The organism is Burkholderia lata (genome assembly GCF_902499025.1).
GTDB classification, from domain to species: domain Bacteria; phylum Pseudomonadota; class Gammaproteobacteria; order Burkholderiales; family Burkholderiaceae; genus Burkholderia; species Burkholderia lata_C.
Genome location: NZ_CABVPW010000015.1, coordinates 24,523 through 49,442, shown reverse-complemented (window position 1 = coordinate 49,442; position 24,920 = coordinate 24,523). Strand labels below are relative to the sequence as shown.

The window sequence follows — 24,920 nt, the reverse complement described above, 5'->3', positions numbered from 1 at the left end:
AAAAAGCCCCGCTCGATTCGTGCGGGGCTTTTTTCATGGCTGCTCGGCGCGCCGCGCCCGCCCGCCGTCACTGCTGAACCACCGGTCGAAGCGCCGCGTGTAGTTCAGGTCGACGCCCTGGAACGTGCCGCCGTACGCGGACACCGACCAGAAGCGCGTCAGGTTGATCGTCGCCTTGAACGCGTTGCTCGCCGACTGCAGCCCCTGCTCGAAGCCGAGCACGAACCGCTCGTTGATCGCCTTCGACACGAGCACGACCTGCGGATCGGTCAGGCCGACTTCGCTGCGGCCGACCGAGACCTCGTCGAGACCGAAGGTCTGCGCGACGCGCTTGCCGGTTACGCTGCCGAGCAGCCCGAGCGCTGCCGTCATCGCCCCCTGCTGGCCGACGTTGTTGCCCTGGTCGGTGCCGTGCCCGAACAGCAGCCACGACAGCTTTTCGTTGTCCGTGACGTTCGGCTCCGACACGAGCTTGACCGTCAGCGACTGGATCGTGCCCGTCACCTGCACGCCGGCCTCGACCTCCTGGTTGCGCCGCATCGCGAGGATGTTGACGCCCGGGTTCGACACGGGGCCGTTGAACGTGAAGAAGCCGTTCTCGATCGCGAGCTTGCGGCCGAACGACGTGTACGTCGATCCTTCGGTCACGCGCACGTTGCCGACCGCGCGCAGCGGCACGCCCGGCGCGCTCATCACGGTGATCGTGCCGCGCAGCCCGAGATCCGCGCCGTGGCCCTTGAAGCGGAAGTTGTTGCCGAGGCCGATGTCGATGTTCGCGCGCGGCGCGAGCGACGGCGCCGGCTTGTCCTCGGCCGGCTTCGGCTTCGCGACCGCGGTGCCGGTCGGCGTCTCGCCGCGCACCGTGCCGCCCGGCTCCACGATCACCACATCGTCCGACAGGTGCGGTGCCGATTCCTCGGGCAGGTCGAACAAGGCGCGGTCGACGACGAACTTGCCGTCGATGGACAGCGCGCCGCGCGGCCCGTCGTTCGCGACCGTCGCCTTGCCCGACAGCGACAGCTTGCGATCCGGCGCCGCGAACAGTTCGAGCTTGTCCGCGACAATGCTCGCGGTCAGGTCGGGCGCCTCGCCATCGAGACGCACGCGGCCGAGCATGCGCAGCGTACCGTCGCCGCCGTGGAACTCGACCTGCTGGAATTCGACGAGGTTTTCCGACAGCTTGATGCGCACGATGCCGTCCTTCAGCTGCACGCCCTGGTCGATGAGCGTCGCGGACAGGTCATCGCCCGTCAGCATCCCCGACAGCTTCGGCTTCACCGGCGTGCCCGCGACCGTCAGCTTCAGCGCCGCCCGCCCGCCGAGCAGGTAGCTCGGCCCGAACAGGTTGCCGGTCGTCTTCAGCGCCGGGATGTCGGCGTCGATGCGGCCCGACAGCGGGCCATCGTCGACCACGCCGAACATGCCGTCGCGCAGCGCGAACGGCACGATGACGTTCGCATCGAGCGTGCCGATCCGGTTCGCCTTCGCGACTGCCGTCACGTTGAGCCGGTTGCCGGGCGTGAAGTTCGCGCGCGCGGACAGGTCGGTCAGCCCCAGCGAGGCGATGCCGCGCCCGCTTTCGATCGTCACGTCGCCGCCGCGGCGCTTCACCTGCACGTAGCCTGTCGCGTTCGCGCCGAGCGAGAAATCCCAGTCGGCATCGAGCACGACGTCGGTCCGTACCGGCGGCCTCTGGCCCGTCAGCTCCTGGCGAACCTCCAGGAAACGCGCGACCGACGCACCGCTCACGGAGCCCGCCGAGCGCATCTGGCCGTGATCGAACACGAACGATTTCAGGTCGATCGCCGCGCCTTCGAGCGTGAGCCGCGTCGCGCCGAGCGTCACGCGGCCGGCACCGGCCGACACGGTCAACGGCGACTGCAGCGCGATGGCCGGGGTGCCGCGGTTCGCGAGACGCGTGACGGTGCCGTCCCAGCGCATCCCGTCGCGGTTCTCGACCACGCCGCCGTTCGCCGCGAGCGTCACGTCGATCACGCGGCCGCCGGCCATCCCGAGCGCCGATGCGTCGAGCGTGTGCTTCGCGCGCGTGCCGTCGAGGTTCGCGCGCAGCGATTTCAGTTTCAGCGAGCCGAGCGCGATGTCGGACGCGTCGGCCGTGAACACGAGCGCGCCGTGCGCGCCGTCGCGGATGTCCGCGCGGCCCTGTGCAGTACCGATCCGGTTCGAGCCGACGACGACGTGCTCGGCCTTGTAGGTGGCCGTCACGTTCGGGTGCGCGAAGCTGCCGGTCAGGTCGCCCTGTGCCTGCACGAGCCCTTCCACGCCGAAACCGAGCCGGTCGAGCTGCGGCGCGTCGACGACGAAGCGCAGCCGGTCGCCCGGCGCGCCGAAGCTGCCGCGCAGGTCGACATGATTGCCCGCGATCGACAGGGTCGCGTTGCTCGGCAAAATGCGCGAGCCGGCGAGCTGCACGACGCCGGCGCCGGTCAGCGGCACGCCGTCGTACAAACTGTCGCCGAGCTTGAAGGTCGCCTTCGTCGACACCTGCGGCGCAAACGCGCCCGACGCCGTCAGCGTGCCCGACACGCGCGTCTCGCCGCGCGGGGCCGACGCTTTCACGGCCTTGGCGGGCGCCTTGCCGCCTCCCGCCTTCGGCGCGCTCATCGCGGCGAGCAGCAACGGATCGAATGCGGTCAGCGTCGCCTTCGCGTCGTAGCTCGAATGCGCATCGTGGCGGAACACGCCGGTCAGGTCGATGCGGCCCTTGCCCGCCGTCACGCGCGTGTCGGTCAGCACGGTCTGCTGCGACGTCAGCGCAACCTTCGCGCGTGCGCCAAGCGCGAGCTTCGGATCGTTCAGGTTGAAATCGACGGTCGTGACGTCACCCGCGAGCGTCACGCCGAGCGGGCCACCGAGGCGCATCGGCCGCAGCTCGGCGACGAACGCGTTCAGGTCGAGGTTCGCGACCTTCAGGTCGAAACGGCCCTTGCCGCCCGCCAGCGTGCCGTTGCCCGTCACGCTGCCGTCGCGGATCAGCTTCAGCGCAAGATCGTCGATCCGCTGCGCGTGCGCGTCGAGATGCACATTCGCGTGCGCGTCGATCACCGGCAGCAGGTGGTCGCCGAGCGTGCCGGGCTTCGCGTTGACGATCGACACCGGGCCCGTCACCGCGAACCCCTTCGCGGGCTCGACCCCGGCCGGCGCGGTCACGGGCGCGAGTTCCGCGCGCACCGCGAGATCGGCGGCCGGCGCGCCGGGCGCGAGCGCCTGCGGGTTCACGTGATCGAACGCGAGCGACGCGCGCGTGAGCGGCACCGCGCCGAACGGTGCGGCCTCGACGTGCGCGCGCCCGTTCAGCTTCATCCCGCTTGCGTCGACTTCCGCGACGAGCGCCTCGAGCGAGCCCGACACGCGAGCACGCGCGTCGACCGGCTCGTCGGACAGCTTGCCCGCATAAGTGGCTTCACCCGTCAGCGCGAACGGCTTCACGCCGTCGAGCTTCGCGCGTGCGGTCAGCGCGCCGTACGGTGTATCGACGCCGTCGAGCACGAGTTCATGGTGGCGGCCGTCGCTGCGGCCGTTCAGCGCGAGATGGTCGAGCTGGGTCGTCGAGCCGCCGTCGTGGATCGCGAGGCGATCCACGCGCAGGTCGTCGATCCGCAACTGCAGCGGCAGGCTCAGGTCCTGCGGCGTCGTACTCGGCGTCGACGGCCCCGGCGGGATCCGCACGTCGATCGTGCCGGCGCGAAGATACGCGATGGACAGCCGCCACGGCGCGCGGGTCAGCGCCCAGCGGCCGTCGAGCCGGTCGATACGGATTTCGGTGCCGGTGCCGTCGGGGCTCGTCCACGCGAACCCGCGCAACCGCACGCCGGTCGCGAGCGAGCCGCCGTCGAGCGTGCCTGCGAGCCGCGCGCCGAGCACGCGCTCGGCCACCTGCCACGCAAGCCGCGTGCCGTGCTCGGTCGTCACCGCGGCCAGCACGAGCCCGACCGCCAGCACGACGAGCAGCACGACCGTCGCGAGCGTCCACGCGACGAACCGCCCGATGCGCGCGACGGGCCCGCGGCGCGGCGCGCGCGGCGGCGCGTCGGGCGCGCCGTCGGGCGAGTCCGGATCGTGAGGCGGCGGCGTGTCGTTCGGGTCCTTCGTCATGCGGTTTGTCGATGAAGCGGTACGGTCAGAAAGCGATGCCGAGCGTCAGGTACGGGCGCACGCTATGGTTGCGCAACCCGTACGCGACGTCGACGTTGATCGGGCCGACGGGGCTGCGCCAGCGCGCGCCGATGCCGACACCCGGGTAGAACACGCGCTCGCCCCACGCATCGGTGGCGGTGCCGATGTCGAAGAACGTCGCGGCACCCCAGTCGCGGTTGAACCAGTGCTGGTATTCGGCGGTGCCCGTCATCAGGTACTTGGTCGGCAGCACGGAGCCGTCGACGCTGTTACCGATGCTCTGGTAGCCGTAGCCACGCACCGAGTTCGAGCCGCCCGCGCGGAACAGCAGCGACGCCGGCACGCCGGTCGAGCTGCCGCTCGTGAACACGCCGCCGAGCTCCGCGCGAAACACGAACAGGTCGCGCTTGCCGATCGGCAGGTACTGCTGGCCGCGCGCGTAGCCGCGGACGAACGATTGGTCGGTCAGCACGCCCTTGACCGCGAAGCCGGCCTCCGCGTGGATCAGGTTGCCCGAGCGCGGGAACAGCGGATCGTCGACGTTGCGGCGCGTCCATGCCCATTGCGGCACGAGCGCGCGGCTCGTGGTCGGTCCGGCGCCGTTCTGGTCGAGCCGGTCCTGGTAGAACATCAGCGAATACGAATAGTCGATGAACTGGCCGGTGCGTGTGCGCTGCGCGCCGATCCGCGCGCTGTAGATGCGCGTGTCCGACACGTTGGTGTTTGTATACGACGCGAGCACGCTGTTGGTCCAGCCCTTCTCGCCCGGCGGCATCGACAGCTGGACCTGTCCGTATTGCTGGATCTGGTCGAGCCGGCCCGACACGGTCAGCGGCCACGCGGCGCCGAACGTGTCGAGATACGTATAGGAGCCCTGCACGTGCGGCCCGGTATCGGTGGCAAAGCCGACGCCGCCACGGATGTTGTTGTACGGGAACTCGCTGACCTTCACGTGCACGGGCGTGCGCTCGGGCTTCGCCGTATCGTCGCCGACGTCGATCGCGACGCTCGCGTAGTACGGCGTGTTCTGCAACTGCCGCTGCAATTCGGTGATCCGCTGCACGTCGTAGATCTCGCCTTCCGACAGCGGATTGACGTTCGTGACGATCTTTTCCGGATAGCGCCGCACGCCGTCGACATCGACCTTGCCGATCGTGAACGTCGGGCCGCTATCGAACGTGACCGCGAGCATCGCGCGCTGCGTGCGCGGGTCGATGCGCGCTTCCGACGACGCGATCTTCCCGCCGAGATAGCGGCGCGCCTGCAGCTGCTTGAGCGCCGCGCCCTTCGCGCCGTCCCAGTCGGACTGCGTGAACGGGTCACCCGGCTTCAGCGAAAACGCGAAACGGGTCGCGGCTTCCTGCTTCGGATCCTCGGTGTCGATGGGCCCCTTAAACGTCAGATCGACGCTCGACACGATCGTCTGCTTCCCCGGATCGACCGCGATGCGCACGTCGCGCTTGCCGTCGCGCGTGCGCACGTCGGTGCGCACGACCGGCGAGAAATAGCCGGCCGTCGCGGTCAAGTCGCGCACCTGCTGCGGCGTGGCGGTGACGAGGAAGTCGAACTGGTCGTCGCTGATGTCGTCGCGCTTCGCGAAGCGCGCGATATCGAGATGCGACTTGAGCAGCTTGCGAACCGAGCGCGGCGCGTCGATGTCGACGTCGTACTTCGCGTGGGCCGGCAACGCGAAGCACGCGGCCAGGCAGCCCGCGAGCGTCACCCGCGCGGCGCGGGCCGCGGCGCCGGCGCGATTGCGTTCCACGCGCGGGCCCGCGTCATGTGCCGTGTGTGCTTGCTGGTTCGACTGCCCCGCCAAATATGACCTCGCCCTCGGTTGTCACGGTTTTGTGGAAAACCCTGTATTTGACCACAGGGCGCCGGCGTCAAATCTTAATGTTTGTAAACCGCGGCGCGAGCGAGCGTGGCCGCAACGTCATGCCTGACGGCGCGCTCCCGGGTGCCGGCTGCACGCCAGCCCGCGGATTCGACGCGCGATTGCCGCCGGCCGTTCCCGCGATGCGGTAAAATCCCGCCATCGTGAATCCGGCGCATCGTGCGCCGCCCGAAACGGAAAATCCAGCCATGCCGTACCAGTCCGATGTCACGCAGTTCCTGAACCAGCTCAAGCAGCAGAAGCCGACGCTCGAGGAAGAGCAGCGCAAGGGCCGTTCCCTGCTGTGGGACAAGCAGCCGATCGACCTCGAAGAGCGCGCCGACCAACAGGAATCGCGCGTGAAGCAAACGTCGTACGTCTACTACCAGAACTTCTGACGACGTGAGCGCCGCTGACGAGGCCAGCGCCGCCCGGCAGGACGACGCGATCGCCGCGCCCGCGGGCGCCGATTCGACGCCCGACACGGTCGACGGTGTCGCGGCATTCGCTCGCCTGTACGGCGAGCCGCTCTTCAAGCTGCCGCAGGATCTCTACATCCCGCCCGATGCGCTCGAGATCTTCCTCGAGACCTTCGAAGGCCCGCTCGACCTGCTGCTCTACCTGATCCGCAAGCAGAACTTCAACGTGCTCGATATCCCGATGGCGCAGGTCACCGCGCAATATCTGGGCTACGTCGACCAGATCCGCACGTCGAACCTCGAGCTCGCGGCCGAGTACCTGCTGATGGCCGCGATGCTGATCGAGATCAAGTCGCGGATGCTGCTGCCGGTCAAGAAGGCCGACACCGGCGAGGAAGCCGAGGATCCGCGCGCCGAACTCGTACGCCGCCTGCTCGAGTACGAGCAGATGAAACTCGCCGCGCAACGGCTCGACCAGTTGCCGCAGCTCGGCCGCGACTTCCTGCGCGCCGAGGTCTACATCGAGCAGAGCGTCACGCCGCGCTTCCCTGACGTGAATTCGGACGACCTGCGCGCCGCATGGGCCGACGTGCTCAAGCGTGCGAAGCTCGTGCAACACCACAAGATCTCCCGCGAGGAGTTGTCGGTGCGCGAACACATGAGCCTGATCCTGCGCCGGCTGCAGAACGCGCGCTTCATGGAATTCGCCGAGCTGTTCGACACGTCGCGCGGCGTGCCGGTCGTCGTCGTGAATTTCATCGCGATGCTCGAACTCGCGCGCGAATCGCTCCTCGAGATCACACAGGCCGAGCCGTTCGCGCCGATCTACGTGCGCCTCGCGTACCTGCCCGCGTAACCCCAGCGCCCGCCCTTTCCGTTCTCCCGATTCATCCCGGCACACTCGCCGCTTCACCGCGCCCCCGCGCGGCCGGGCGAGCCGTTGCCGGCACGCCCGGTTAAAAAGTGAACGATCGTACTTTTTTCGATGCGTTTGGCAGCCAAATCCTCTACAATCCGCCGACGCCCGATGCGCCGCCCGCGCGCCGGCGTTCTCCGCTTCGACCCCGACGCCGCTGCTGCGGCGCCAACGCGCGCCAGCGCGAGGAACCCGCTACCCGATCATGAAAGTCATCAGCTCGATCCATGAACTGCGCGACCAGCTGCGCGGACAGAACCGCACGGCGTTCGTGCCGACGATGGGCAACCTGCACGAAGGGCACCTGTCGCTGATGCGCCTCGCGCGCCAGCACGGCGACCCGGTCGTGGCGAGCATCTTCGTCAACCGGCTGCAATTCGGCCCGAACGAGGATTTCGACAAGTATCCGCGCACGCTCCAGGACGATATCGAGAAGCTGCAGAAGGAAAACGTCTACGTGCTGTTCGCGCCGACCGAGCGCGACATGTACCCGGAACCGCAGGAATACCGCGTGCTGCCGCCGGACGATCTCGGCGGGATCCTCGAAGGTGAATTCCGGCCCGGCTTCTTCACCGGCGTGTGCACGGTCGTGGCGAAGCTGATGGCCTGCGTGCAGCCGCGCGTCGCCGTGTTCGGCAAGAAGGACTACCAGCAGCTGATGATCGTGCGCCGCATGTGCCAGCAGCTCGCGCTGCCGGTCGACATCGTCGCCGCCGAAACCGTGCGCGACGAGGACGGCCTCGCGTTGTCGTCGCGCAATCGCTACCTGTCGGCCGACCAGCGGAAGGAAGCGCCCGAACTCGCGAAGACGCTGCAGCGCATGCGCGAAGGCGTGCTCGGCGGCGAGCGCGACCTCGGCAAGCTCGAGGAAATGGCCCGCACGCACCTGGCCGGCCGCGGCTGGGCGCCCGACTACATCTCGATCCGCCGCCGCGCGAACCTGATCGCGCCGAATGCAGCCGAGCTCGAAGCCGGCGAACCGCTCGTCGTCGTCGCGGCCGCGAAGCTCGGTGCGACGCGCCTCATCGATAACCTGGAAATCTGACGGGCCGCCCCGCCCGCGCCTCTCACGCATCACGGAGACACCATGCAGCGCCACATGCTCAAATCGAAGATCCACCGCGCGGCCGTCACGCACTGCGAGCTGCACTACGAAGGCTCGTGCGCGATCGACGAAGACCTGCTCGAAGCATCGGGCATCATCGAGAACGAACGGATCGACATCTGGAACATCAACAACGGCGAGCGCTTCTCGACGTACGCGATCAAGGGCGAGCGCGGCAGCGGGATGATCTCGCTGAACGGCTCGGCCGCGCGTCGCGCGCAGCTCGGCGACCTCGTGATCATCGCGGCCTTCGCGATGGTCGACGAAGCCGAACTGCAGGCCGGCTGGAAACCGAAGCTCGTGTTCATCGACGACGGCAACAAGATCAAGGGCCACCGCGATCACGTGCCGACGCAAAACTGGACCTGACCTGAACGGCGCCCCGCGTGCCGTGGCGCGCGGGCGTAGCCGCTTGCGGTCGAAGGGCCGGATTCCGTACTCGACGGCATCCGGCCCTTTCTCATTTCATCGTGCGCCGCCCCGGCGGCCGCGCGATCAGGACGCCTTGGCGGCCTTCTCCGTTTTTTCCGCCTTCGGCGCCCGGCGTTCGGCCCATTCGACGATCGGCCGCCACTGTTCGAGATCCTTCTCGACCCGGCTCTTCGCAACGTCCCACAGCGTGAGCCCGTGCGCGGCGATCTGCACGTAATTCTGCGTGTCGCGCACGTAGCCGAGCACCGGCAGGCCGAGCCCTTCGACGAACCGGTGAAGCTGGTCGGACGAGCGCGTGCGCGCATCGACCCGCATCCCGACGATCCCGACCTCGACGTTGCCCTTGCGCACGGCCTTCTCGCCGGCGAGGCGCTCCAGAAACTGCTGCGTGGCCAGAATATCGAACATCGACGGCTGCAGCGGCACGATCACCTTGTCGGCCAGCTGCAGCGCGACGTTGAGCCGGTTGCCGTGCAGGCCGGCCGGCGTATCGATCACCGCATATTCGAGGCCGCGCGGCGGCTTCGTCGGCGCGTCCGGATCGAGCTCCCATGCCTCGATCGGCGGCAATCCGGCCGGCCGCAGGTCGAGCCACGCATGCGCGGACTGCTGCCGGTCCAGGTCGGCGAGCGCGACCCACGCGCCCTGCGCCGCGAAAAAGCCGGCAAGATTGGTGGACAGCGTGCTCTTCCCCACGCCGCCCTTCGGATTCGCCACCACGATCACCGTCATGAATTCCCCCGAAAAAGCCGCGCGGCGCCCGCCGCATGGCAGGCGCCGCTCGATTGCGGATACAGGGAGCGATGATATCGGCAAACGGGGTATCACCGGAACGGGTTGCGCCGCCCCGGGAACGCTTACTTACCCCTTACGCACGCTCAATCGCGGCGTCCCGCGCGCCGAGCGCGAACGCGCCGCCGCCCAGTAGCGCCTGCACGGCAAGCGTGACGGCCCAGAACGCCGGATATTCCCAGCCGCCGTTCGGCGACGCGAAGCTCCAGCCGTTCGGCAGATGCGCGGCGGTCGCGCCGAGCATGAACGGCAGCAGCACGAGCGCGGCCACGCGCACACGGAAGCCCACGAGCAGCGCAAGACCGCCGGCCAGTTCGACGAACGTCGTCAGGTATGCGAGCCAGCCCGGCAGGCCGATCGATGCAAAGAACTGCGCGGTGCCGGGCAGCGTGAAGACGAACACCTTCTGTGCGACGTGCGCGAGGTACAGCACGCCGAGCGCGACGCGCAGCAGCGTCGCGGCGAAATCGTTGAGGCGATTGGGATTCATGGCGAATTCCTTCGTGAGTGATGTGAATGGACTGCACTCTATTCGAATCGATTCAACCGATAAACGCGCCAATTCGCTTTAACTGATTCCTGTATGGAGTTAATTGAGATGTAAAAAGGGGCACGACCGATCGCGCCCCTCACCATGCATCAGTAACCGTAACCGCTCTTCCCTTGTGTGGCGTCGCCGGAACCGGGCTGGCTGCCGCTCGATCCGTACGAATCGCACGCGTGCGCAACCGCCGACGCGCCCAGCAGCGCCGCGAGCAGCACGCTCAACCACCATCGAGCCTTCATCGCCGCACTCCTCCGGGCGGACATCCGCCCTCCTCTGTTGTACGCGATCAGGCGGAAAAAGCGAGGGCCGAGAGCCGGCGCATCAACGAAATTCGGCGTACAGCGCGTCGAGGTCGAGATGGTCGGCGAACGTGTCGGCGAGCCGCTCGAGCGATGCCTCGCGCAATGCCGGATAGTCGATCCGTTCCGCGCCGTCGAGCCCGGCCCACGCGAGTAGCGCCGTGCAGGCGTCGGGCGAGTCGAACAGCCCGTGCACGTAGGTCGCGAGGATCCGGCCGTCGTCGGACACCGCGCCGTCCGGGCGTGCACCGTCCTGCGCGGCATCGGCTGCCAGCGCCAACGCGGGCGACGCGAGCGCGGGTCCGTGCGTATCACCCATGTGGATCTCGTAGCCGTGCACGGCCGCCCCGCCCGGCAGCGCGAGGTGCCCCGTCACGTTCTTCAGCGTCTTGTCCGGCTGCAGCGTCGTGTCGAAATCGAGCAGCCCGAGCCCCGGCACGCTGCCGGGCGCGCCTTCGAGGCCGAGCGGATCGTCGAGCGTGCGGCCGAGCATCTGCATCCCGCCGCAGATGCCGATCACCTTGCCGCCGTAGCGCAGATGGCGACGGATCAGCGTGTCCCAGCCCGCGTCGCGCAGCCAGGCGAGGTCGCGCTGCACGCTCTTCGAGCCGGGCAGGATCAGCAGGTCGGCGTCCGGCACGGGGCCGCTCTTCCAGTACGTGAATTCCACCTGCGGATGCGCGCGCAGCGGATCGAAATCGGTGTGGTTGCTGATGCGCGGCAGCGCCGGCACGACCACGCGCAGCACGCCGGCGTCGCCCCGTGCAGCAGCGCTGCGTGCCTGTGCGGGCAGCATGTCCTCGGCGTCGAGCAGCAGCCCGTGCAGGTACGGCAACACGCCGAACACCGGCTTGCCCGTCTGCGCGCGCAGCCAGTCGAGCCCCGGTTCGAGCAATTTGAGATCGCCGCGGAAGCGGTTGATCACGAAGCCGCGCACGCGCGCGCGCTCGCTGTCCGACAGGCACGCGAGCGTGCCGACCAGGTGCGCGAACACGCCGCCGCGGTCGATGTCGGCGACGAGCACGACCGGACAGTCGACGCGTTCGGCAAAACCCATGTTCGCGATGTCGCCGTCGCGGAGGTTGATCTCGGCCGGACTGCCGGCGCCTTCGACGATCACCGTGTCGTAGCCGGCGCGCAGGCGCGCGTACGACTCGAGCACCGCGTCGAACGCCACCGGCTTGTAGTCGTGGTAAGCGCGCGCGTTGAGGTTCATGCGCGCCTTGCCGTGAATGATCACCTGCGCGCCGCGGTCGCTCGTCGGCTTCAGCAGCACGGGGTTGAAATCCGTATGCGGCGCGACGCCCGCGGCCAGTGCCTGCAGCGCCTGCGCGCGGCCGATCTCGCCGCCGTCGGCCGTCACCGCGCTGTTGAGCGCCATGTTCTGCGGCTTGAACGGCGCAACGCGCGCGCCGACGCGGCGGGCGAGCCGGCACAGGCCCGCGACCAGCGTGCTCTTGCCCGCGTCGGACGTCGTGCCCTGGATCATCAGCGTGCCGCGCGGCCGCGGCTCGGGTGCATTCATCGTGTAAAGGTCGTCGCGAAGCAAAGGCCGCATTATCCCCCGCGCCGCCATGCCCGCGCCGTTACAATCACGCGATGATTCCGCACGACCTCACCTTCGTCCTCGGCGGCGCACGCTCGGGCAAGAGCGCGCATGCCGAGCGGCTCGCCGCCGACAGCGGTCGCCCCGTCACCTACATCGCGACCGCGACTGCCGCCGATGCCGAATTCGCGCAGCGCATCGCGCACCATCGCGCGCGCCGGCCGGCCGACTGGGGTTTCGCCGACGCGCCGGTCGACCTCGCCGGCACGCTCGCGCGGCTCGACGATCCGCACGCATGCCTGCTCGTCGATTGCCTGACGCTGTGGCTCACGAACCTGCTGTGTCCGGCCGACGGCGAACCGCTCGACGATGCGCAGTACGCGGCGCAGGTCGATCGGCTCGAGCATGCGTTGCGCGGCGCGCGCGCGAAGGTGATTGTCGTCAGTAACGAAATCGGGCTCGGCGTCGTGCCGCTCGGGTCGGTCACGCGCCGCTACGTCGACGAACTCGGGCGCCTGAACCAGCGCGTCGCCGCGCTCGCGACGCGCGTGACGCTGCTCGTCGCCGGGCTGCCGCTCGACCTCAAGACCGGAGCGCCGTCATGCTGATGCTGTCGCTGCCCGTCGTCGCGATGTTCGCGGTCGCAGCCGCGATCATCGACCGCGCGATCGGCGAACCGGCCGGCTGGCACCCGCTCGTCGCGTTCGGCCGCCTCGCCGCGCGCATCGAAGGCGCGCTGAACACCGGCCGGCGCGGCCGTGTGGTCGGCGTCGCCGCATGGATCGCGGCGGTCGTGCCGCCGGTCGCCGTCTCAGCTTGGCTCACGACCGTGCTGCCGTGGCCGCTCGCAGCCGCGCTGCACATCGCGCTGTTGTGGTTCGCGCTCGGCGCGAAAAGCCTCACCGACCACGTCGCGCCGATCGCTGCGGCGCTGCTGAGGCATGACCTCGGCGCCGCCCGCACGCTGACCGCGCGCATCGTGTCGCGCGACACGAGCGACGCGGACGAAGGCGCGCTGTCGCGCGCGGCCGTCGAATCGGCGCTCGAGAATGGCAACGACGCGATCTTCGGCGCGCTGTTCTGGTTCGTCGTCGCGGGCGGCCCCGGCGCGCTGCTGTTCCGGCTCGCGAACACGCTCGACGCGATGTGGGGCTACCGCACGCCGCGCTTCCTGACCTTCGGCTGGGCCGCCGCGCGCCTCGACGACGCGCTGAACTGGATTCCCGCGCGCCTCACGGCCGCCAGCTACGCGCTGCTTGGCGACACGGCCGCCGCATGGCGCTGCTGGCGCACGCAGGCGCGCCTGTGGGACAGTCCGAACGCAGGCCCGGTGATGGCCGCCGGCGCCGGCAGCCTGAACGTGCAGCTCGGCGGCCCGGCCGTCTATCACGGCGAGATCGAGGATCGCCCCGCGCTCGGCACCGGCGCAACGGCGACCGCCATCCACATCGTCGCCGCGCTGTCGCTCGTCACACGCACGCTGGCCCTGTGGCTCGCGCTGCTGGTCGCGAGCGGCGCACTCGCCATGGCCACCCATCATGTCTGACACCCGTATCGTGCACGGCGGCAACCTGCATGAAGCCGCACGCCGCCATGGCATTCCGTACGACGCGTGGCTCGACCTGTCGACCGGCATCAATCCGGTCGGCTATCCGGTGCCGCCCGTCCCGGCCGACGCGTGGCGCCGGCTGCCCGATGACGGCGACGGCCTCGCGGCCTGCGCCGCGCAGTACTACCACGCACCCGATCCCGCACACGTGCTGCCGGTTGCCGGCAGCCAGACCGCGATCCGCGCGTTGCCCGCGCTGCTGCCGACCGGCGACGCCGGCGTCGCATCGCTTGCGTACGGCGAATACGCGCCTGCCTTCGTGCGCCACGGCCATCGTGTCGTCGCGCTCGACGTCGGCACGGATGCGCTGCCCGCGACGCTGCGCCACGTCATCGTCGGGAATCCGAACAATCCGACCGCCGAGTGCGTGCCGCCCGAGCGCCTGCTCGGCTGGCACGCGCAACTGGCGGCGCGCGGCGGCACGCTGGTCGTCGACGAGGCATTCGCCGATACGGGCGCAACGCAGTCGCTCGCGCCGCAGGTCGGTCGCCCCGGGCTTGTCGTGCTGCGCTCGGTCGGCAAGTTCTTCGGGCTCGCCGGTATCCGCGCAGGCTTCGTGCTCGCGTGCCCCGACCAGATCGTCGCGCTGCGCGACATGCTCGGTGCATGGACGGTCGGCGGCCCCGCGCGCCACGCGGTCGCCGCGGCGTTCGCCGATCGCGCATGGCAGGCCGCCGCGCGCGAACGGCTCGCGGCCGACGGCGAGCGGCTTGCCGCCCTGCTGCGCGCGCACGGCTTCGCAGTGCGCGCGACGCCCCTCTTCAGCTGGACCGACGATCCACGCGCCGCGGCACTGCATGCGGCACTCGCGGCACGCGGGATCTGGACGCGGCACTTCCCGACACCGTCGAGCGTACGCGTCGGCTTGCCGGGGAGCGAAGCGGAATGGCAGCGCCTCGGCGACGCGCTCGCGCACTGCGTGCCGATGCTGCAACAGGAATCCGCATGAATCCGCTCATGTTTCGCCGGCTCGCGCCGGTCGCGTTGCTGGCCGCGCTCGCTTACGCGCCGGTCGTCCACGCGGATGTCTCGACGCGCGACGACGCAGGCAACACCGTCACACTGCCCGCGCCCGCGCAGCGCGTGATCAGTCTCGCTCCGCACGCGACCGAACTCGTCTACGCGGCCGGCGGCGGCGCGAAGCTCGTCGGCACCGTCACGTACAGCGACTATCCGCCCGCCGCGCAAGCGATACCGCGCGTCGGCGACAACAAGGCGCTCGACCTCGAGCGGATCGCCGCGCTGAAACCCGACCTGATTGTCGTCTGGCGGCACGGCAACGCCGAGCGGCAGACCGATGCGCTGCGCGCGCTGCACATCCCGCTGTTCTTCAGTGAGCCGAAGCATCTCGACGACGTATCGTCGTCGCTGCACCGGCTCGGCACGCTGCTCGGCACGCAACCGGCTGCCGATGCGGCCGCAGCCGCCTACACGCGCGACATCGCGGCGCTGCGCACGCGTTACGCCGCGCGAGCGCCCGTCACGATGTTCTTCCAGGTCTGGGACCGGCCGCTGATGACGCTCAACGGTGCGCACCTGATCAACGACGTGATCGAGCTGTGCGGCGGCCGCAACGTGTTCGCATCGCTCAAGCCGCTCGTGCCGACCGTCACCGACGAGGCCGTGCTCGCGGCGAATCCGGAGGCGATCGTGACGACCAGCGCGGGTACGACGCGCTCCGACGAACCGTTGCCGAGCCTGGCGCGCTGGCGCTCGTGGCCCGCACTGACGGCCGTGGCGCGCAACAACCTGTTTGCGATCGACGGCGATCTGCTGACACGGCCGTCACCGCGAATCGCACAGGGTGCGGCGGCGCTGTGCGAGGCTCTCGATACCGCGCGTGCGCGGCGGTCGGCACGCTGATTGCCGGCGACTTGCCCGCTCATCGCGCACCTGCGCACGATGTGGCCGCTAGTGGCCGCTATCTGAGGAGACGGATTGACCGCGCGCTGCGTCGTACACCCGCAGACGCCCGCGCGCCTATTCGTCCCAGTGCACCACGTCCCACGTTCGCGTGGAAGCATCCGCCCGCAGCCAGACGACACCCCCTGTCGGCACCGGTCGCGACAACAGCGTATCGAGCGGCACGCCCAGCACATGCGATGCGAAGGCGCGGATCACACCCGCATGCGTCACCGCCCATTGCGGGCCATCGAACTGCGCAACCGCGTCGGCCCGCCGCGCCACGCGCGCGGCGAACTGCGCCACGCTTTCGCCGCCATGCGCGCACGCATGCATCAGGTCGGCCGCCCACGCATCGAGCGCCGCGCGATCGATATCGTCCCAGCGTTGCATTTCCCACGCACCGAAATCCATTTCCTGCCAGTCCGCATCGCACCGCAGCGGCGCGTCGCATGCCTGCGCGAGCCGTTCGGCAACCGACGCGCAGCGCGTCAGCGGGCTCGTCCAGACCTGTTCGGGAAGCGGCGCGCAGAGTGCCGACAGATGCGCGCGCACGGCCTGCGCGCCGGCGTCGGCCGGCGCGGCGAGCGGCACGTCGCTGCGTCCGTAGCAGATGCCCGGCTCGACGCCGACGGCCGGATGACGGATCAGGACGACGTCCATCCGAGCACCACGAGATAGATCGCCAGTTCGCACAGTTGCTGCGCGAAGCCGAGACAGTCGCCCGTATAACCGCCGATCCGCTTCACGAAATAGCGGGCAGCCCACGCGCGCACGAGCACGAGCGCAACGCATGCGGCGACGCCCATGCGCCAGTCGGGCCAGAACAGCCAGGGCAATCCGAATAGCGCCGTGACGCACGCCGCGCGTGCGCCCATCCGTTGCGCGACCGGTTTCGCCTTGCCTTCGGGCCGCACGTAGTCGAGCGTCATCAGCAAGCTCACGGCCGCCGCGCGGCTCGCCGCGTGCGCGGCGACCATCGTCCACGCGGCACGCAACGGCAGCATGGACGCAAGCGCCTGCCATTTCACGCCGAGCGAGATCACGAGTGCGACCGCGCCGAACGTACCGATCCGCGAGTCGTGCATGATGCGCAGCACGTCGTCGCGCGTATAGCCACCGCCGAACGCATCGCAACTGTCGGCCAGGCCATCCTCGTGAAAGGCGCCTGTTGCGAGCAGCGTCGCGGCCATCGACAACCCGACCGCGATCGACGGGGGCAGCGCGCGCAGCGCGACGAGGTAGACCAGCGCACCCCACGCGCCCACGCAAGCGCCGACGAGCGGAAAATAGCGCGCGGCCTGGTCGAGATCGCCGGCCGCGTAGCCGATCGAGCGCGGTACGGGTACGCGCGTGAAGTAGCCGAGTGCGACGAAGAAATAGCGCAGTTCGGCACGCACGCCGCGCGCGCGATCAGGCGTCACGATTGTCGACGCCGGCGGATTCGAAGCTCGCCATTTCCGTGAGGAACGCAGCCGCCGCACGCACGAGCGGCAGCGCGAGCGCCGCGCCCGTGCCTTCGCCGAGCCGCAGGTCGAGCGCGAGCAGCGGCTTCGCGCCGAAATGCTCGAGCATGCGCCGGTGCCCGGCCTCGTGCGACGTATGCGAGAACACGCAGTAGTCGCGCACGCCGGGCACGATGCGCTCGGCAACCAGCAGCGCGGCCGTCGCAATGAAGCCATCGACGAGAATCGTCATCCGCTCGCTCGCGGCCGCGAGATACGCGCCCGTCATCATTGCGATCTCGAAGCCGCCGAACGTCGCGAGCACGTCGAGCGGCGCAATCGCATGCGAGTGCTTGACGAGCGCGCGGCCAAGCACCGCGCGCTTGTGCGCGAGGCCCTGGTCGTCGAGGCCCGTGCCGCGCCCGACGCACGCGTCGATCGGCACGCTGAGCAGGCGGCTCATCAGGCACGCGGCCGACGACGTGTTCGCGATCCCCATCTCGCCGAAACCGATCACGTTCGTGCCGAGCGATGCATGCAGGCGCACGCGCGCCGCGCCGGCGGCGAGCGCCGTCATCGCCTCGTCGCGCGTCATCGCGGGCTCCGCCGCGAAATTACGCGTGCCGCGCGCGACCGGCAGCGACACCAGCCGGTCGGACAGCGGCAGCGGTGACGCGACGCCCGCATCGACGATTTCGAGCGTGCTTTGCGCCACGCCCGAGAATGCGTTGATCGCCGCGCCGCCCGCGAGGAAATTCGCGACCATCTGTGCGGTCACCGCTTGCGGATAAGGACTCACGCCCTCGGCGGCAATCCCGTGATCGCCGGCAAACACGATCATCACGGGACGCCGCACGACCGGCCGCTCGGTGTGCTGGATCAGGCCGATCTGCAGCGCGATCGCCTCGAGCTGGCCGAGGCTGCCGGGCGGCTTGGTCTTGTGGTCGATCACGTGCTGCAGGCGCTTGCGCAGCGCGTCGTCGAGCGGCGCGATTGCCGGCGGGAAGTGGGTCGGGGTCGTCATCGAAAAGCCGTGTCGTTGGCGCGGGTTGCGCCGCGCATCGGAAAAGGAAAGATCATGGTCGCTCGGGCCACGCCGGCAGCAACGCATCGCGGCCGTTCTCGCGGATCAGCACGAGCGGATAACCGAACGCGTCGCTCGCGCGCTCGGGCGTCAGCACGTCGCCCACGGGGCCGGCCCACGCGTGGCCGCGGCCGTCGAGCAACAGCGCATGGGTCGCGAAACGCCGCGCGAGATTCAGATCATGGCACGAGAACAGCACCGTGCGCGGGCCCGCGTCGAGCCATGCGGCCAGCGCCGTCAGGCAATCGATCTGGTGATGCAGGTCGAGATGCGCGAGCGGCTCGTCGAGCAGCATCAGCGGCGCGTCCTGGCACAGCGTCGCGGCCAGCGCGACGCGCTGCCGCTCGCCGCCCGACAGCGACAGCACGTCGCGCGACGCCAGCGCAGTGAGGTCGAACGTCGCCAGCGCGTCGTGCGCGGCCGCGCGGTCGCCATCGCGCTCCCAGCCCCAGCCGCCGAGATAAGGAAAGCGGTTGAGCAGCACCGTGTCGAACACGGTCGCGCTGAATGCGTCGTGCAGTTGCTGCGGCATCAGCGCGCGGCGCTGCGCGAGTTGCTCGGGCGGCCACGCGGCAAGCGGCCGGCCGTCGATCTCGACGTGTCCGCCAGCCGGCGGCTGCAGCCCCGCGAGGGTCGCAAGCAGCGTCGTCTTGCCCGCACCGTTCGGCCCGGCGACGCACCAGATCTCGCCGGGACGGAACGCCCGGGTGAAGCCGTCGAGCAGCGTGCGTGCGCCGGCCTTCAGCGTCAGGTCAACGGCCACGTAGTTCATGTCGCCGGCAGTGGCGTGCAGCGCGGCCCCGGTCATCGCATCGGCCTCCTCAACAACATCCACAGGAACACCGGCACGCCGATCAACGCGGTCATCACGCCGACCGGCAGTTGCGCGGGTGCGATCGCCGTGCGCGCCAGCAGGTCGGCCGCCATCACGCCGCCACCGCCCGCGAGCATCGCGGCCGGCAGCAGCATCCGCTGGTCGTTGCCGAAGGCGAGCCGCAGCGCGTGCGGCACGACGAGGCCGACGAAGCCGATCGTGCCGGCCGTCGTCACCGCGGCCGCGGCGGCCAGCGACGCAACGAGATAGATCCGCACGCGCAGCCGCGCAACGGGCACGCCGAGCGCGAGCGCGGTCGCATCGCCGCGCAGCAGCACGTTCAGTTGCGGCGCGGCCGGCAGCGCAACGCAGGCGGCCAGCAACAGCGCGCCCCACGCGAACCACGGCGCGCTCACGCCGTTCAGGTCGCCGGTCAGCCAGAAGATGATCCCGCGCAGCCGTGCGTCGGGCGCGAGCGACAGCAGCAGCGTGACGAGCGCCCCCCACCCCGCGGCAATCACGACGCCCGTGAGCAGCAGTCGCGGCGACGCGTCGCGCGACTCGCCGCGCCACAGCTCGCGGCGCGCGAGACCGAGCACGAGCGCGACCGACACGAGCGAGCCGGCGAACGCCGATGCATCGACGAGCCACCACGCGCCACCCGCGATCATCGCGACGAGCGCGAAGCCGGCCGCGCCACCGGACACGCCGAGCACGTACGGCTCCGCGAGCGGATTGCGCAACAGCACCTGCAGCAGCGCACCGGCCAGTGCGAGCAGCGCGCCGCACGCGAAGCCCGCCAGCGCGCGCGGCAGGCGCAGCGTGCGGACGATGTCGGCGAACAGCGCGTCGCCGCCATGCGGCACGAGCGACGCGAGTGCCTGCCATGGCGACATCGACACGCTGCCGATCGACAGTGACGCGACGAACAGCAGCGCAACCACGGCGGCCAGCGCAGCCCAGATCGCGGTGGCGCGCGCGGCGCTCATGCCGCGCACGGCGCCGCACACGATGTGCGGCGCACCCGCTTGCAGTTGCCAACGGGTCGTGACATGGGCACCGCGCGGACGATTGGGGTCAGCATCGAAGAAGATTCCGTGAAGCATTACGCGCCCCGCCTCCCCGCAGGCCGCGCGTCACGAAGCCCGTGCGGGCTCCCCGTCTCGGCCGGTATCCGGGCTGGCGGCGGTCCGGCTCGCCTTCCCGCGCGTGACGCGCAGTGGCCCGCGTCCGCATGCAGGACTTGCACGCGAAACGCGCCCGAGCCGGCCTGCGTCATCGGACGCGGCCGCTTACCGTTGCGGGGGCAGCGCAGGTTGGCGGGCTTCTGGCGACCGCACCCTGCTTCCCGTTTAACCGCGCGTTCCACGCGCGAGCACCGAGGCGGCGCCAGTTTAGGAGCGGGTCGCGCGAGCGTCAAGGAAGCGTCCGGACCCGCACGGGACGCGCTGATTCACGACAAGAAGCAGGGGTGTTACGACTGGAAACGTTACAGATGTCGGATTGCGCGTTATTCCGCGCTAAAATGCTGGGTCTTTAGAGGACGCAGCAAATGCTCAACGAACTCGAAACCCTATCTCAAAATATTGGCCGTCTGATTTCGCTTAACAAGCGCTATCACTCGGAACGGCTCGCGCTCGAGGAGCAGGTCGCGCAATTGCGCGCGGATGCGGACGCTGTCCGCGCGGAACTCGCGCAACTGCGCGACGAACGCAATGCACTTGCGGCCGAGCGTGACACGCTGTCGGCAAAGATCGACGACGCCCAGGTGAAACTGAACGCGATTCTCGAAAAGCTGCCGCGCTCGAAAAGTGCGGAGCAAGCCGACAACCAGCTCGACCTGCTGGATGCGCAGGCGCGTGCGGATGGCGATGACGCGGCCAGCCACGGAGAACATGCATGAGCACCAAGCAGATCGAAGTCTCGATTCTCGGTCAGGCCTATCGGCTCGCCTGCTCGGCCGAGACCGAAGCGGCGCTGCTCGAAGCGGTCGCGCGTGTCGACGCCGAAATGTCGAAAATCCGCTCGAACAGCTCGGTACGCGGCACCGATCGCATCGCCGTGATGGCGGCGCTGTCGCTCGCGTCCGAATTGCTGCGGCTGCAAACGAGCGTGCGGCACGGTGAAGCATTTCCGGCGGAGGAAATCCGTCGTACAATGCACCAGATGAACGAACAGCTCGGCGCGGTGCTCGCACAGCACGAGACGCAGTAACGTTTGATCGATGCGTCGATTCCCCTTGATCTCGGCGATCAACGGTGGTCAAATTGGCGCAACGAAACACAGTTCAGTCAGCTTCCCTGCCTGGTTCGCCAAGGTCATATATTCCTTGAACCAATGCCATGTGCACGGTTGCGGAAATTTGTAGCACGGGCGCGCGCGTCACTCTGTCTGATGTACCCGAAGTGCTGCTAACTGCGACCAATTCTGAACCCCAGGTTCAGGATGCCGGCCTAGCGGCCAAGGCGGGGGCCTATCCAACGGCATCGGGCGAAGCCCGGTGCCGTTTTCTTTTGTAGCAGCCTCTTTCTGCGTCGATCACGATCCATGCAATACTGGCTGATGAAGTCCGAACCGGACGAAGCAAGCATCGACGATCTCGCCAACGCACCGCAGCGCTCGCTGCCGTGGACCGGCGTGCGCAACTATCAGGCGCGCAATTTCATGCGCGACACGATGAAGATCGGCGACGGCGTGCTGTTCTATCACTCGAGCTGCCCCGAGCCGGGCATCGCGGGCCTCGCCGAAGTGTCGTCGACGCCCTACCCCGACCCCACGCAGTTCGATCCGAAAAGCCCCTATTACGACCCGAAGTCGACCCAGGAAGCGCCGCGCTGGCTGCTCGTCGACGTGCGCTACGTGAAAAAATCGCCGCTCGTGCCGCTCGCCGCGCTGCGCGAGCACGACGAACTCGCCGACATGCGCGTGCTCGCGCGCGGCAACCGGCTGTCGATCACGCCGGTCACGCGCACCGAATGGCGCTTCATCACCGAAAAGCTGATGAAGTAGGCGCACGCCAAAGGTCAAATCTGGTCAGTACGCGCCGCTGCCACGGAACTCGAGGTACTTTCGCGCAGCCTAAGCAACCGCTGCCGGCCGATCGGGCCGGCTGTCGTTTTTTTCGTCGCGCGGCCCGCCCGCGTCGTGCGCGCGCAATCCGCGTGCACGCCCTCGCACAAGGAGTCCAACAATGACCAAGAAATCCGCACTCGCGCTGTCGCTTGCCCTTGCCGCCGCCGTTCCCGTCGCGCTGACGCTCGCGTCGACCACCGCGCACGCGCAAACCGCGAACCCGCACTTTCCGGAGCCGGCGGGCGTGCTGTCGCTGTCGTCGCAGGCCAGCGCCGACGTGCCGCAGGACATCATCCACATCACGCTGTTCTACGAGCAGCAGGCCAAGGATCCGGGCAGCCTCACCGCGCAATTGAACCAGCGCGCCGACGCAGCCCTGTCGCAGGCGAAGGGCGTATCGGGCGTCACCGCACACACGGGTGCGTTCTCCGTGTACCCGAGCACCGATCGCGACGGCAAGATCTCCGCATGGCGTGGCCGCACCGAGGTCGCGCTCGAATCGCGCGATTTCGCTGCAGCGTCGAAGCTTGCAGGCCAGTTGTCGAACCTGATGCAGGTCGCGAACGTCGAGTTCTCGCTGTCGCCCGAAGCACAGCGCGCGGCCGAGCAGAAGCTGACGACCGAGGCGATCAAGTCGTTCCGCGCCCGCGCGGACGAAGCCGCGAAGGCATTCGGTTACAGCAGCTACACGATCCGCGACGTGAACGTCGGCGGCGGCCGCAACGTGCAGCCGTACCCGCGCATGATGGCGATGGCCGCGGCGCCGATGGACAGCGCAAAGATGAGCGCACCGATCGCGGTCGAAGGCGGCAAGGCTACGGTGTCGGTCACGGTCAACGGCTCCGTGCAGATGAAGTAACGCGCAGCGCACGGCAGTCCGAAATGAAAAACGCCGGCCCGAAGGCCGGCGTTTTTCGTTTACCTGCATGTTGCCGATGCACGCGCCGATCGCGCGTGCATCGACGTCGCATCACGCAGCGACATTCGCCGCGCGACGGCGATAGGCCCAGACCATCAGCGCGATGCCCACGAGGATCATCGGCAGCGACAGCCACTGCCCCATCGACAGGCCGAGTGCGAGCAGGCCGAGGAAGTCGTCGGGCTCACGCGCGAATTCGACCGTGAAGCGCGCAAGGCCGTAGCCGATCAGGAACAGCGCGGACACGGCGCCCATCGGCCGCGACTTGCGCGCGAACAAGAACAGCGCGAAGAACAGTACGATGCCCTCGAGCGCGATTTCATAGAGTTGCGACGGATGGCGCGGCAGCATCTGGTATTGCATGAACACGTCGGCGAGATGCCACTTCTCGACGAGCTCCGGATGCTTCGGCAGCCATGCCGCATCGTCGCGCATCGCGCCCGGGAACAGCATCGCCCACGGTGCCGAAGGATCGGTCACGCGGCCCCACAGTTCGCCGTTGATGAAGTTGCCGAGCCGCCCGGCCGCGAGCCCCGTCGGCACCATCGGCGCGACGAAATCGGTGACCTGCAGCCAGTGACGCTTGCGCTGCCACGCGAACAGCATCATCGCGAGCGTCACGCCGAGGAAGCCGCCGTGAAACGACATGCCGCCTTCCCACACCTTGAATACGTCGAGCGGATGCGAGAAGTAGAAATCGGCCTTGTAGAACAGCACATAGCCGAGCCGGCCACCGAGCACGGTGCCGAGCACGCCGTAGAACATCATGTCGTCGATGTCCTTCGCGGTCCAGCCCTGCGCCGCGACGTGCGGCAGCTTCAGGCGGATCCGGCCGACGACGATCGCCGCGATGAAGCCGACGAGATACATGAGCCCGTACCAGCGCACGGCCAGCGGCCCGAGATGGATCGCAACGGGGTCGAAATTCGGGTGAATGATCATGGGTTAGCGAAGAAGTTTTCGAATGCGGTGCGGCCGTCGCACACGCGCAGCACCGCGCTTTGGACGGCACCGGCGCGCCATCGTTCACGTCACGTGGCGAGACCCTGCGCGCGCACGACGTCGATGAAGCCGGCCAGCACGGGGCTCACGTCGCCGGTGCGCCACACGAGGCCCGTCTCGACGACCGGCGCGTGACCGGCGAGCGGCCGGTAGACCACGCCGGTGCGCCGCAGGTTACGCAGCGATTGCGGCACCAGTGCGACGCCCATGCCGGCCGACACGAGGCTGACGATCGTCTGCATCTGGATCGCCTCCTGGCCGATGCGCGGAGTTTCCCCCGCCGCGCCGTAGCAGCCCGTAATGATGTCATAAAAGCCGGGCGCCAAACGACGCGGAAAGATCACGAGCGGTATTGCGGCGACTTCCGCAAGATGGACGGGCTCGTCTTCAGGCGCGTCGCTCGCTGCCGCCGGCATCGCCACCACCAGCGGCTCGCGCACGACGGGCAGGTACGACAGCCCGGCCGCGTGGCGCGGCGGCACGGGCGGAATGACGAGCCCCGCATCGATGCGGCCGGCGACGAGTTCGTCGATCTGTACGTCGCTCGTCGCCTCCGCGAGTTGCAGCCGCACCTGCGGATAGCGCGCGCCGAATGCCCGCAGCAGCGCCGGCAGCAGCCCGTAATCGGCGGTCGACACGAATGCGAGCGACAGCGAGCCGGCCTCCCCGCGCGCGAGCCGTCGCGCGAGCGGCGGCAACGCATCGGCTGACGCAAGCAGCCGGCGCACGTCGGGCAGCAGCGCCGCCCCGACCGCCGTCAGCGCCACCGAGCGCTTGGTGCGCACGAACAGCGCGACGCCGAGCGCATCCTCGAGCGCGCGGATCGCCTGCGACAGCGGCGGCTGCGTCATCGACAGGCGTTCGGCCGCGCGGCCGAAATGGCGCTCGTCGGCGACGGTCGCGAAATAGCGCCACTGGCGCAGGTCGGGAGTCGGATCGGCCATGTTTCTCTCATTCGCAAAGCGACTTAATAAGCGACAAATAATATATTGGACATCCCAATC

Annotated in this window: 25 protein-coding genes, 1 other RNA gene and 1 riboswitch; of the genes, 13 read left to right on the top strand and 13 right to left on the bottom strand. The window is 69.0% G+C overall.

What is annotated here, in order from left to right; translation table 11 throughout:
* Nucleotides 1–33 precede the first annotated feature (33 nt).
* Both BDI24065_RS16885 and BDI24065_RS16880 read right to left on the bottom strand, forming a co-directional pair.
* Nucleotides 34–4,116, bottom strand: a complete 4,083-nt coding sequence (locus tag BDI24065_RS16885) for a translocation/assembly module TamB domain-containing protein (protein ID WP_175032242.1) — start codon at nucleotides 4,114–4,116, stop codon at nucleotides 34–36.
* A 25-nt stretch (nucleotides 4,117–4,141) separates the two neighbouring features.
* A complete protein-coding gene (locus tag BDI24065_RS16880) occupies nucleotides 4,142–5,956 on the bottom strand; it encodes an autotransporter assembly complex protein TamA (RefSeq protein WP_175032241.1) in 1,815 nt (604 codons plus the stop codon).
* A 266-nt stretch (nucleotides 5,957–6,222) separates the two neighbouring features.
* Here BDI24065_RS16880 and BDI24065_RS16875 point away from each other — a divergent pair, with 266 nt between their 5' ends.
* The 4 genes from BDI24065_RS16875 to panD all read left to right on the top strand — a co-directional run bounded on the left by BDI24065_RS16875 (nucleotide 6,223) and on the right by panD (nucleotide 8,822).
* Nucleotides 6,223–6,411 (top strand): DUF3460 family protein, encoded by a 189-nt coding sequence (locus BDI24065_RS16875; protein WP_034178757.1) that lies wholly within the window; start codon nucleotides 6,223–6,225, stop codon nucleotides 6,409–6,411.
* A 4-nt stretch (nucleotides 6,412–6,415) separates the two neighbouring features.
* Nucleotides 6,416–7,288, top strand: a complete 873-nt coding sequence (locus tag BDI24065_RS16870; protein ID WP_011352890.1) for a segregation and condensation protein A — start codon at nucleotides 6,416–6,418, stop codon at nucleotides 7,286–7,288.
* Nucleotides 7,289–7,553: 265 nt separating this feature from the next.
* The gene (gene panC, locus BDI24065_RS16865; RefSeq protein WP_175032240.1) at nucleotides 7,554–8,393 is read left to right on the top strand and encodes a pantoate--beta-alanine ligase; all 840 of its coding nucleotides are present in this window, start codon (nucleotides 7,554–7,556) and stop codon (nucleotides 8,391–8,393) included.
* Nucleotides 8,394–8,435: 42 nt separating this feature from the next.
* The gene (gene panD / locus BDI24065_RS16860; RefSeq protein WP_039368025.1) at nucleotides 8,436–8,822 is read left to right on the top strand and encodes an aspartate 1-decarboxylase; all 387 of its coding nucleotides are present in this window, start codon (nucleotides 8,436–8,438) and stop codon (nucleotides 8,820–8,822) included.
* Nucleotides 8,823–8,948: 126 nt separating this feature from the next.
* Here the strand turns inward: panD and BDI24065_RS16855 are convergent, their stop codons facing one another.
* The 4 genes from BDI24065_RS16855 to BDI24065_RS16840 all read right to left on the bottom strand — a co-directional run bounded on the left by BDI24065_RS16855 (nucleotide 8,949) and on the right by BDI24065_RS16840 (nucleotide 12,048).
* Nucleotides 8,949–9,617, bottom strand: coding sequence for a ParA family protein (locus BDI24065_RS16855; protein WP_175032239.1), 669 nt, complete (start codon nucleotides 9,615–9,617; stop codon nucleotides 8,949–8,951).
* A 136-nt stretch (nucleotides 9,618–9,753) separates the two neighbouring features.
* Entirely contained in the window at nucleotides 9,754–10,167 is a 414-nt protein-coding gene (locus BDI24065_RS16850) for a DoxX family protein (protein ID WP_175032238.1), read from the bottom strand.
* 149 nt (nucleotides 10,168–10,316) lie between these two features.
* Nucleotides 10,317–10,463 (bottom strand): hypothetical protein, encoded by a 147-nt coding sequence (locus BDI24065_RS16845; protein WP_164462617.1) that lies wholly within the window; start codon nucleotides 10,461–10,463, stop codon nucleotides 10,317–10,319.
* 82 nt (nucleotides 10,464–10,545) lie between these two features.
* Nucleotides 10,546–12,048 (bottom strand): cobyric acid synthase, encoded by a 1,503-nt coding sequence (locus BDI24065_RS16840; RefSeq protein ID WP_175032237.1) that lies wholly within the window; start codon nucleotides 12,046–12,048, stop codon nucleotides 10,546–10,548.
* 74 nt (nucleotides 12,049–12,122) lie between these two features.
* Here BDI24065_RS16840 and cobU point away from each other — a divergent pair, with 74 nt between their 5' ends.
* The 4 genes from cobU to BDI24065_RS16820 are packed head-to-tail and all read left to right on the top strand — an operon-like array spanning nucleotide 12,123 to nucleotide 15,541.
* A complete protein-coding gene (gene cobU / locus BDI24065_RS16835) occupies nucleotides 12,123–12,677 on the top strand; it encodes a bifunctional adenosylcobinamide kinase/adenosylcobinamide-phosphate guanylyltransferase (RefSeq protein WP_175032236.1) in 555 nt (184 codons plus the stop codon).
* Nucleotides 12,671–13,615 carry an adenosylcobinamide-phosphate synthase CbiB gene (gene cbiB, locus BDI24065_RS16830; protein WP_175032235.1) on the top strand — a complete coding sequence of 315 codons (945 nt, stop codon included), beginning with the start codon at nucleotides 12,671–12,673 and terminating at the stop codon, nucleotides 13,613–13,615. The genes cobU and cbiB overlap by 7 nt, the downstream gene beginning before the upstream one ends.
* Nucleotides 13,608–14,627, top strand: a complete 1,020-nt coding sequence (gene cobD / locus BDI24065_RS16825; RefSeq protein ID WP_175032234.1) for a threonine-phosphate decarboxylase CobD — start codon at nucleotides 13,608–13,610, stop codon at nucleotides 14,625–14,627. Before cbiB ends, cobD begins: the two co-directional genes overlap by 8 nt.
* Nucleotides 14,624–15,541 (top strand): cobalamin-binding protein, encoded by a 918-nt coding sequence (locus tag BDI24065_RS16820; protein WP_175032233.1) that lies wholly within the window; start codon nucleotides 14,624–14,626, stop codon nucleotides 15,539–15,541. Before cobD ends, BDI24065_RS16820 begins: the two co-directional genes overlap by 4 nt.
* 117 nt (nucleotides 15,542–15,658) lie before the next feature.
* Here BDI24065_RS16820 and cobC read toward each other — a convergent pair whose 3' ends face one another.
* The 5 genes from cobC to BDI24065_RS16795 are packed head-to-tail and all read right to left on the bottom strand — an operon-like array spanning nucleotide 15,659 to nucleotide 20,029.
* Nucleotides 15,659–16,243 carry an alpha-ribazole phosphatase gene (gene cobC, locus BDI24065_RS16815; RefSeq protein ID WP_175032232.1) on the bottom strand — a complete coding sequence of 195 codons (585 nt, stop codon included), beginning with the start codon at nucleotides 16,241–16,243 and terminating at the stop codon, nucleotides 15,659–15,661.
* Nucleotides 16,228–17,004 (bottom strand): adenosylcobinamide-GDP ribazoletransferase, encoded by a 777-nt coding sequence (locus tag BDI24065_RS16810; RefSeq protein ID WP_175032231.1) that lies wholly within the window; start codon nucleotides 17,002–17,004, stop codon nucleotides 16,228–16,230. Before BDI24065_RS16810 ends, cobC begins: the two co-directional genes overlap by 16 nt.
* Nucleotides 16,994–18,049 (bottom strand): nicotinate-nucleotide--dimethylbenzimidazole phosphoribosyltransferase, encoded by a 1,056-nt coding sequence (gene cobT, locus BDI24065_RS16805; RefSeq protein ID WP_175032230.1) that lies wholly within the window; start codon nucleotides 18,047–18,049, stop codon nucleotides 16,994–16,996. The genes BDI24065_RS16810 and cobT overlap by 11 nt, the downstream gene beginning before the upstream one ends.
* Before the next feature lie 52 nt (nucleotides 18,050–18,101).
* On the bottom strand, nucleotides 18,102–18,917 hold the full coding sequence (locus BDI24065_RS16800) for an ABC transporter ATP-binding protein (RefSeq protein ID WP_175032229.1): 816 nt from the start codon (nucleotides 18,915–18,917) through the stop codon (nucleotides 18,102–18,104).
* Entirely contained in the window at nucleotides 18,914–20,029 is a 1,116-nt protein-coding gene (locus BDI24065_RS16795) for a FecCD family ABC transporter permease (RefSeq protein WP_254609778.1), read from the bottom strand. The genes BDI24065_RS16800 and BDI24065_RS16795 overlap by 4 nt, the downstream gene beginning before the upstream one ends.
* Before the next feature lie 42 nt (nucleotides 20,030–20,071).
* Nucleotides 20,072–20,321: riboswitch (cobalamin riboswitch) on the bottom strand.
* Between the two features lie 154 nt (nucleotides 20,322–20,475).
* Here BDI24065_RS16795 and BDI24065_RS16790 point away from each other — a divergent pair.
* The 5 genes from BDI24065_RS16790 to BDI24065_RS16770 all read left to right on the top strand — a co-directional run bounded on the left by BDI24065_RS16790 (nucleotide 20,476) and on the right by BDI24065_RS16770 (nucleotide 22,854).
* Nucleotides 20,476–20,826, top strand: coding sequence for an ATPase (locus BDI24065_RS16790; RefSeq protein ID WP_175032228.1), 351 nt, complete (start codon nucleotides 20,476–20,478; stop codon nucleotides 20,824–20,826).
* Nucleotides 20,823–21,137: a cell division protein ZapA gene (locus BDI24065_RS16785; protein ID WP_011352906.1), complete on the top strand. Its 315-nt coding sequence runs from the start codon at nucleotides 20,823–20,825 to the stop codon at nucleotides 21,135–21,137. Before BDI24065_RS16790 ends, BDI24065_RS16785 begins: the two co-directional genes overlap by 4 nt.
* 80 nt (nucleotides 21,138–21,217) lie before the next feature.
* A non-coding RNA gene (gene ssrS, locus BDI24065_RS16780) (6S RNA) lies at nucleotides 21,218–21,399 on the top strand.
* Between the two features lie 71 nt (nucleotides 21,400–21,470).
* Nucleotides 21,471–21,932: an EVE domain-containing protein gene (locus tag BDI24065_RS16775; RefSeq protein ID WP_122946043.1), complete on the top strand. Its 462-nt coding sequence runs from the start codon at nucleotides 21,471–21,473 to the stop codon at nucleotides 21,930–21,932.
* A 181-nt stretch (nucleotides 21,933–22,113) separates the two neighbouring features.
* Nucleotides 22,114–22,854 carry an SIMPL domain-containing protein gene (locus BDI24065_RS16770; RefSeq protein ID WP_174941592.1) on the top strand — a complete coding sequence of 247 codons (741 nt, stop codon included), beginning with the start codon at nucleotides 22,114–22,116 and terminating at the stop codon, nucleotides 22,852–22,854.
* A 111-nt stretch (nucleotides 22,855–22,965) separates the two neighbouring features.
* Here BDI24065_RS16770 and lgt read toward each other — a convergent pair whose 3' ends face one another.
* Entirely contained in the window at nucleotides 22,966–23,856 is an 891-nt protein-coding gene (lgt, locus tag BDI24065_RS16765; RefSeq protein ID WP_175032227.1) for a prolipoprotein diacylglyceryl transferase, read from the bottom strand.
* 89 nt (nucleotides 23,857–23,945) lie between these two features.
* Nucleotides 23,946–24,860 (bottom strand): LysR substrate-binding domain-containing protein, encoded by a 915-nt coding sequence (locus tag BDI24065_RS16760; RefSeq protein ID WP_175032226.1) that lies wholly within the window; start codon nucleotides 24,858–24,860, stop codon nucleotides 23,946–23,948.
* Between the last annotated feature and the right edge of the window lie 60 nt (nucleotides 24,861–24,920).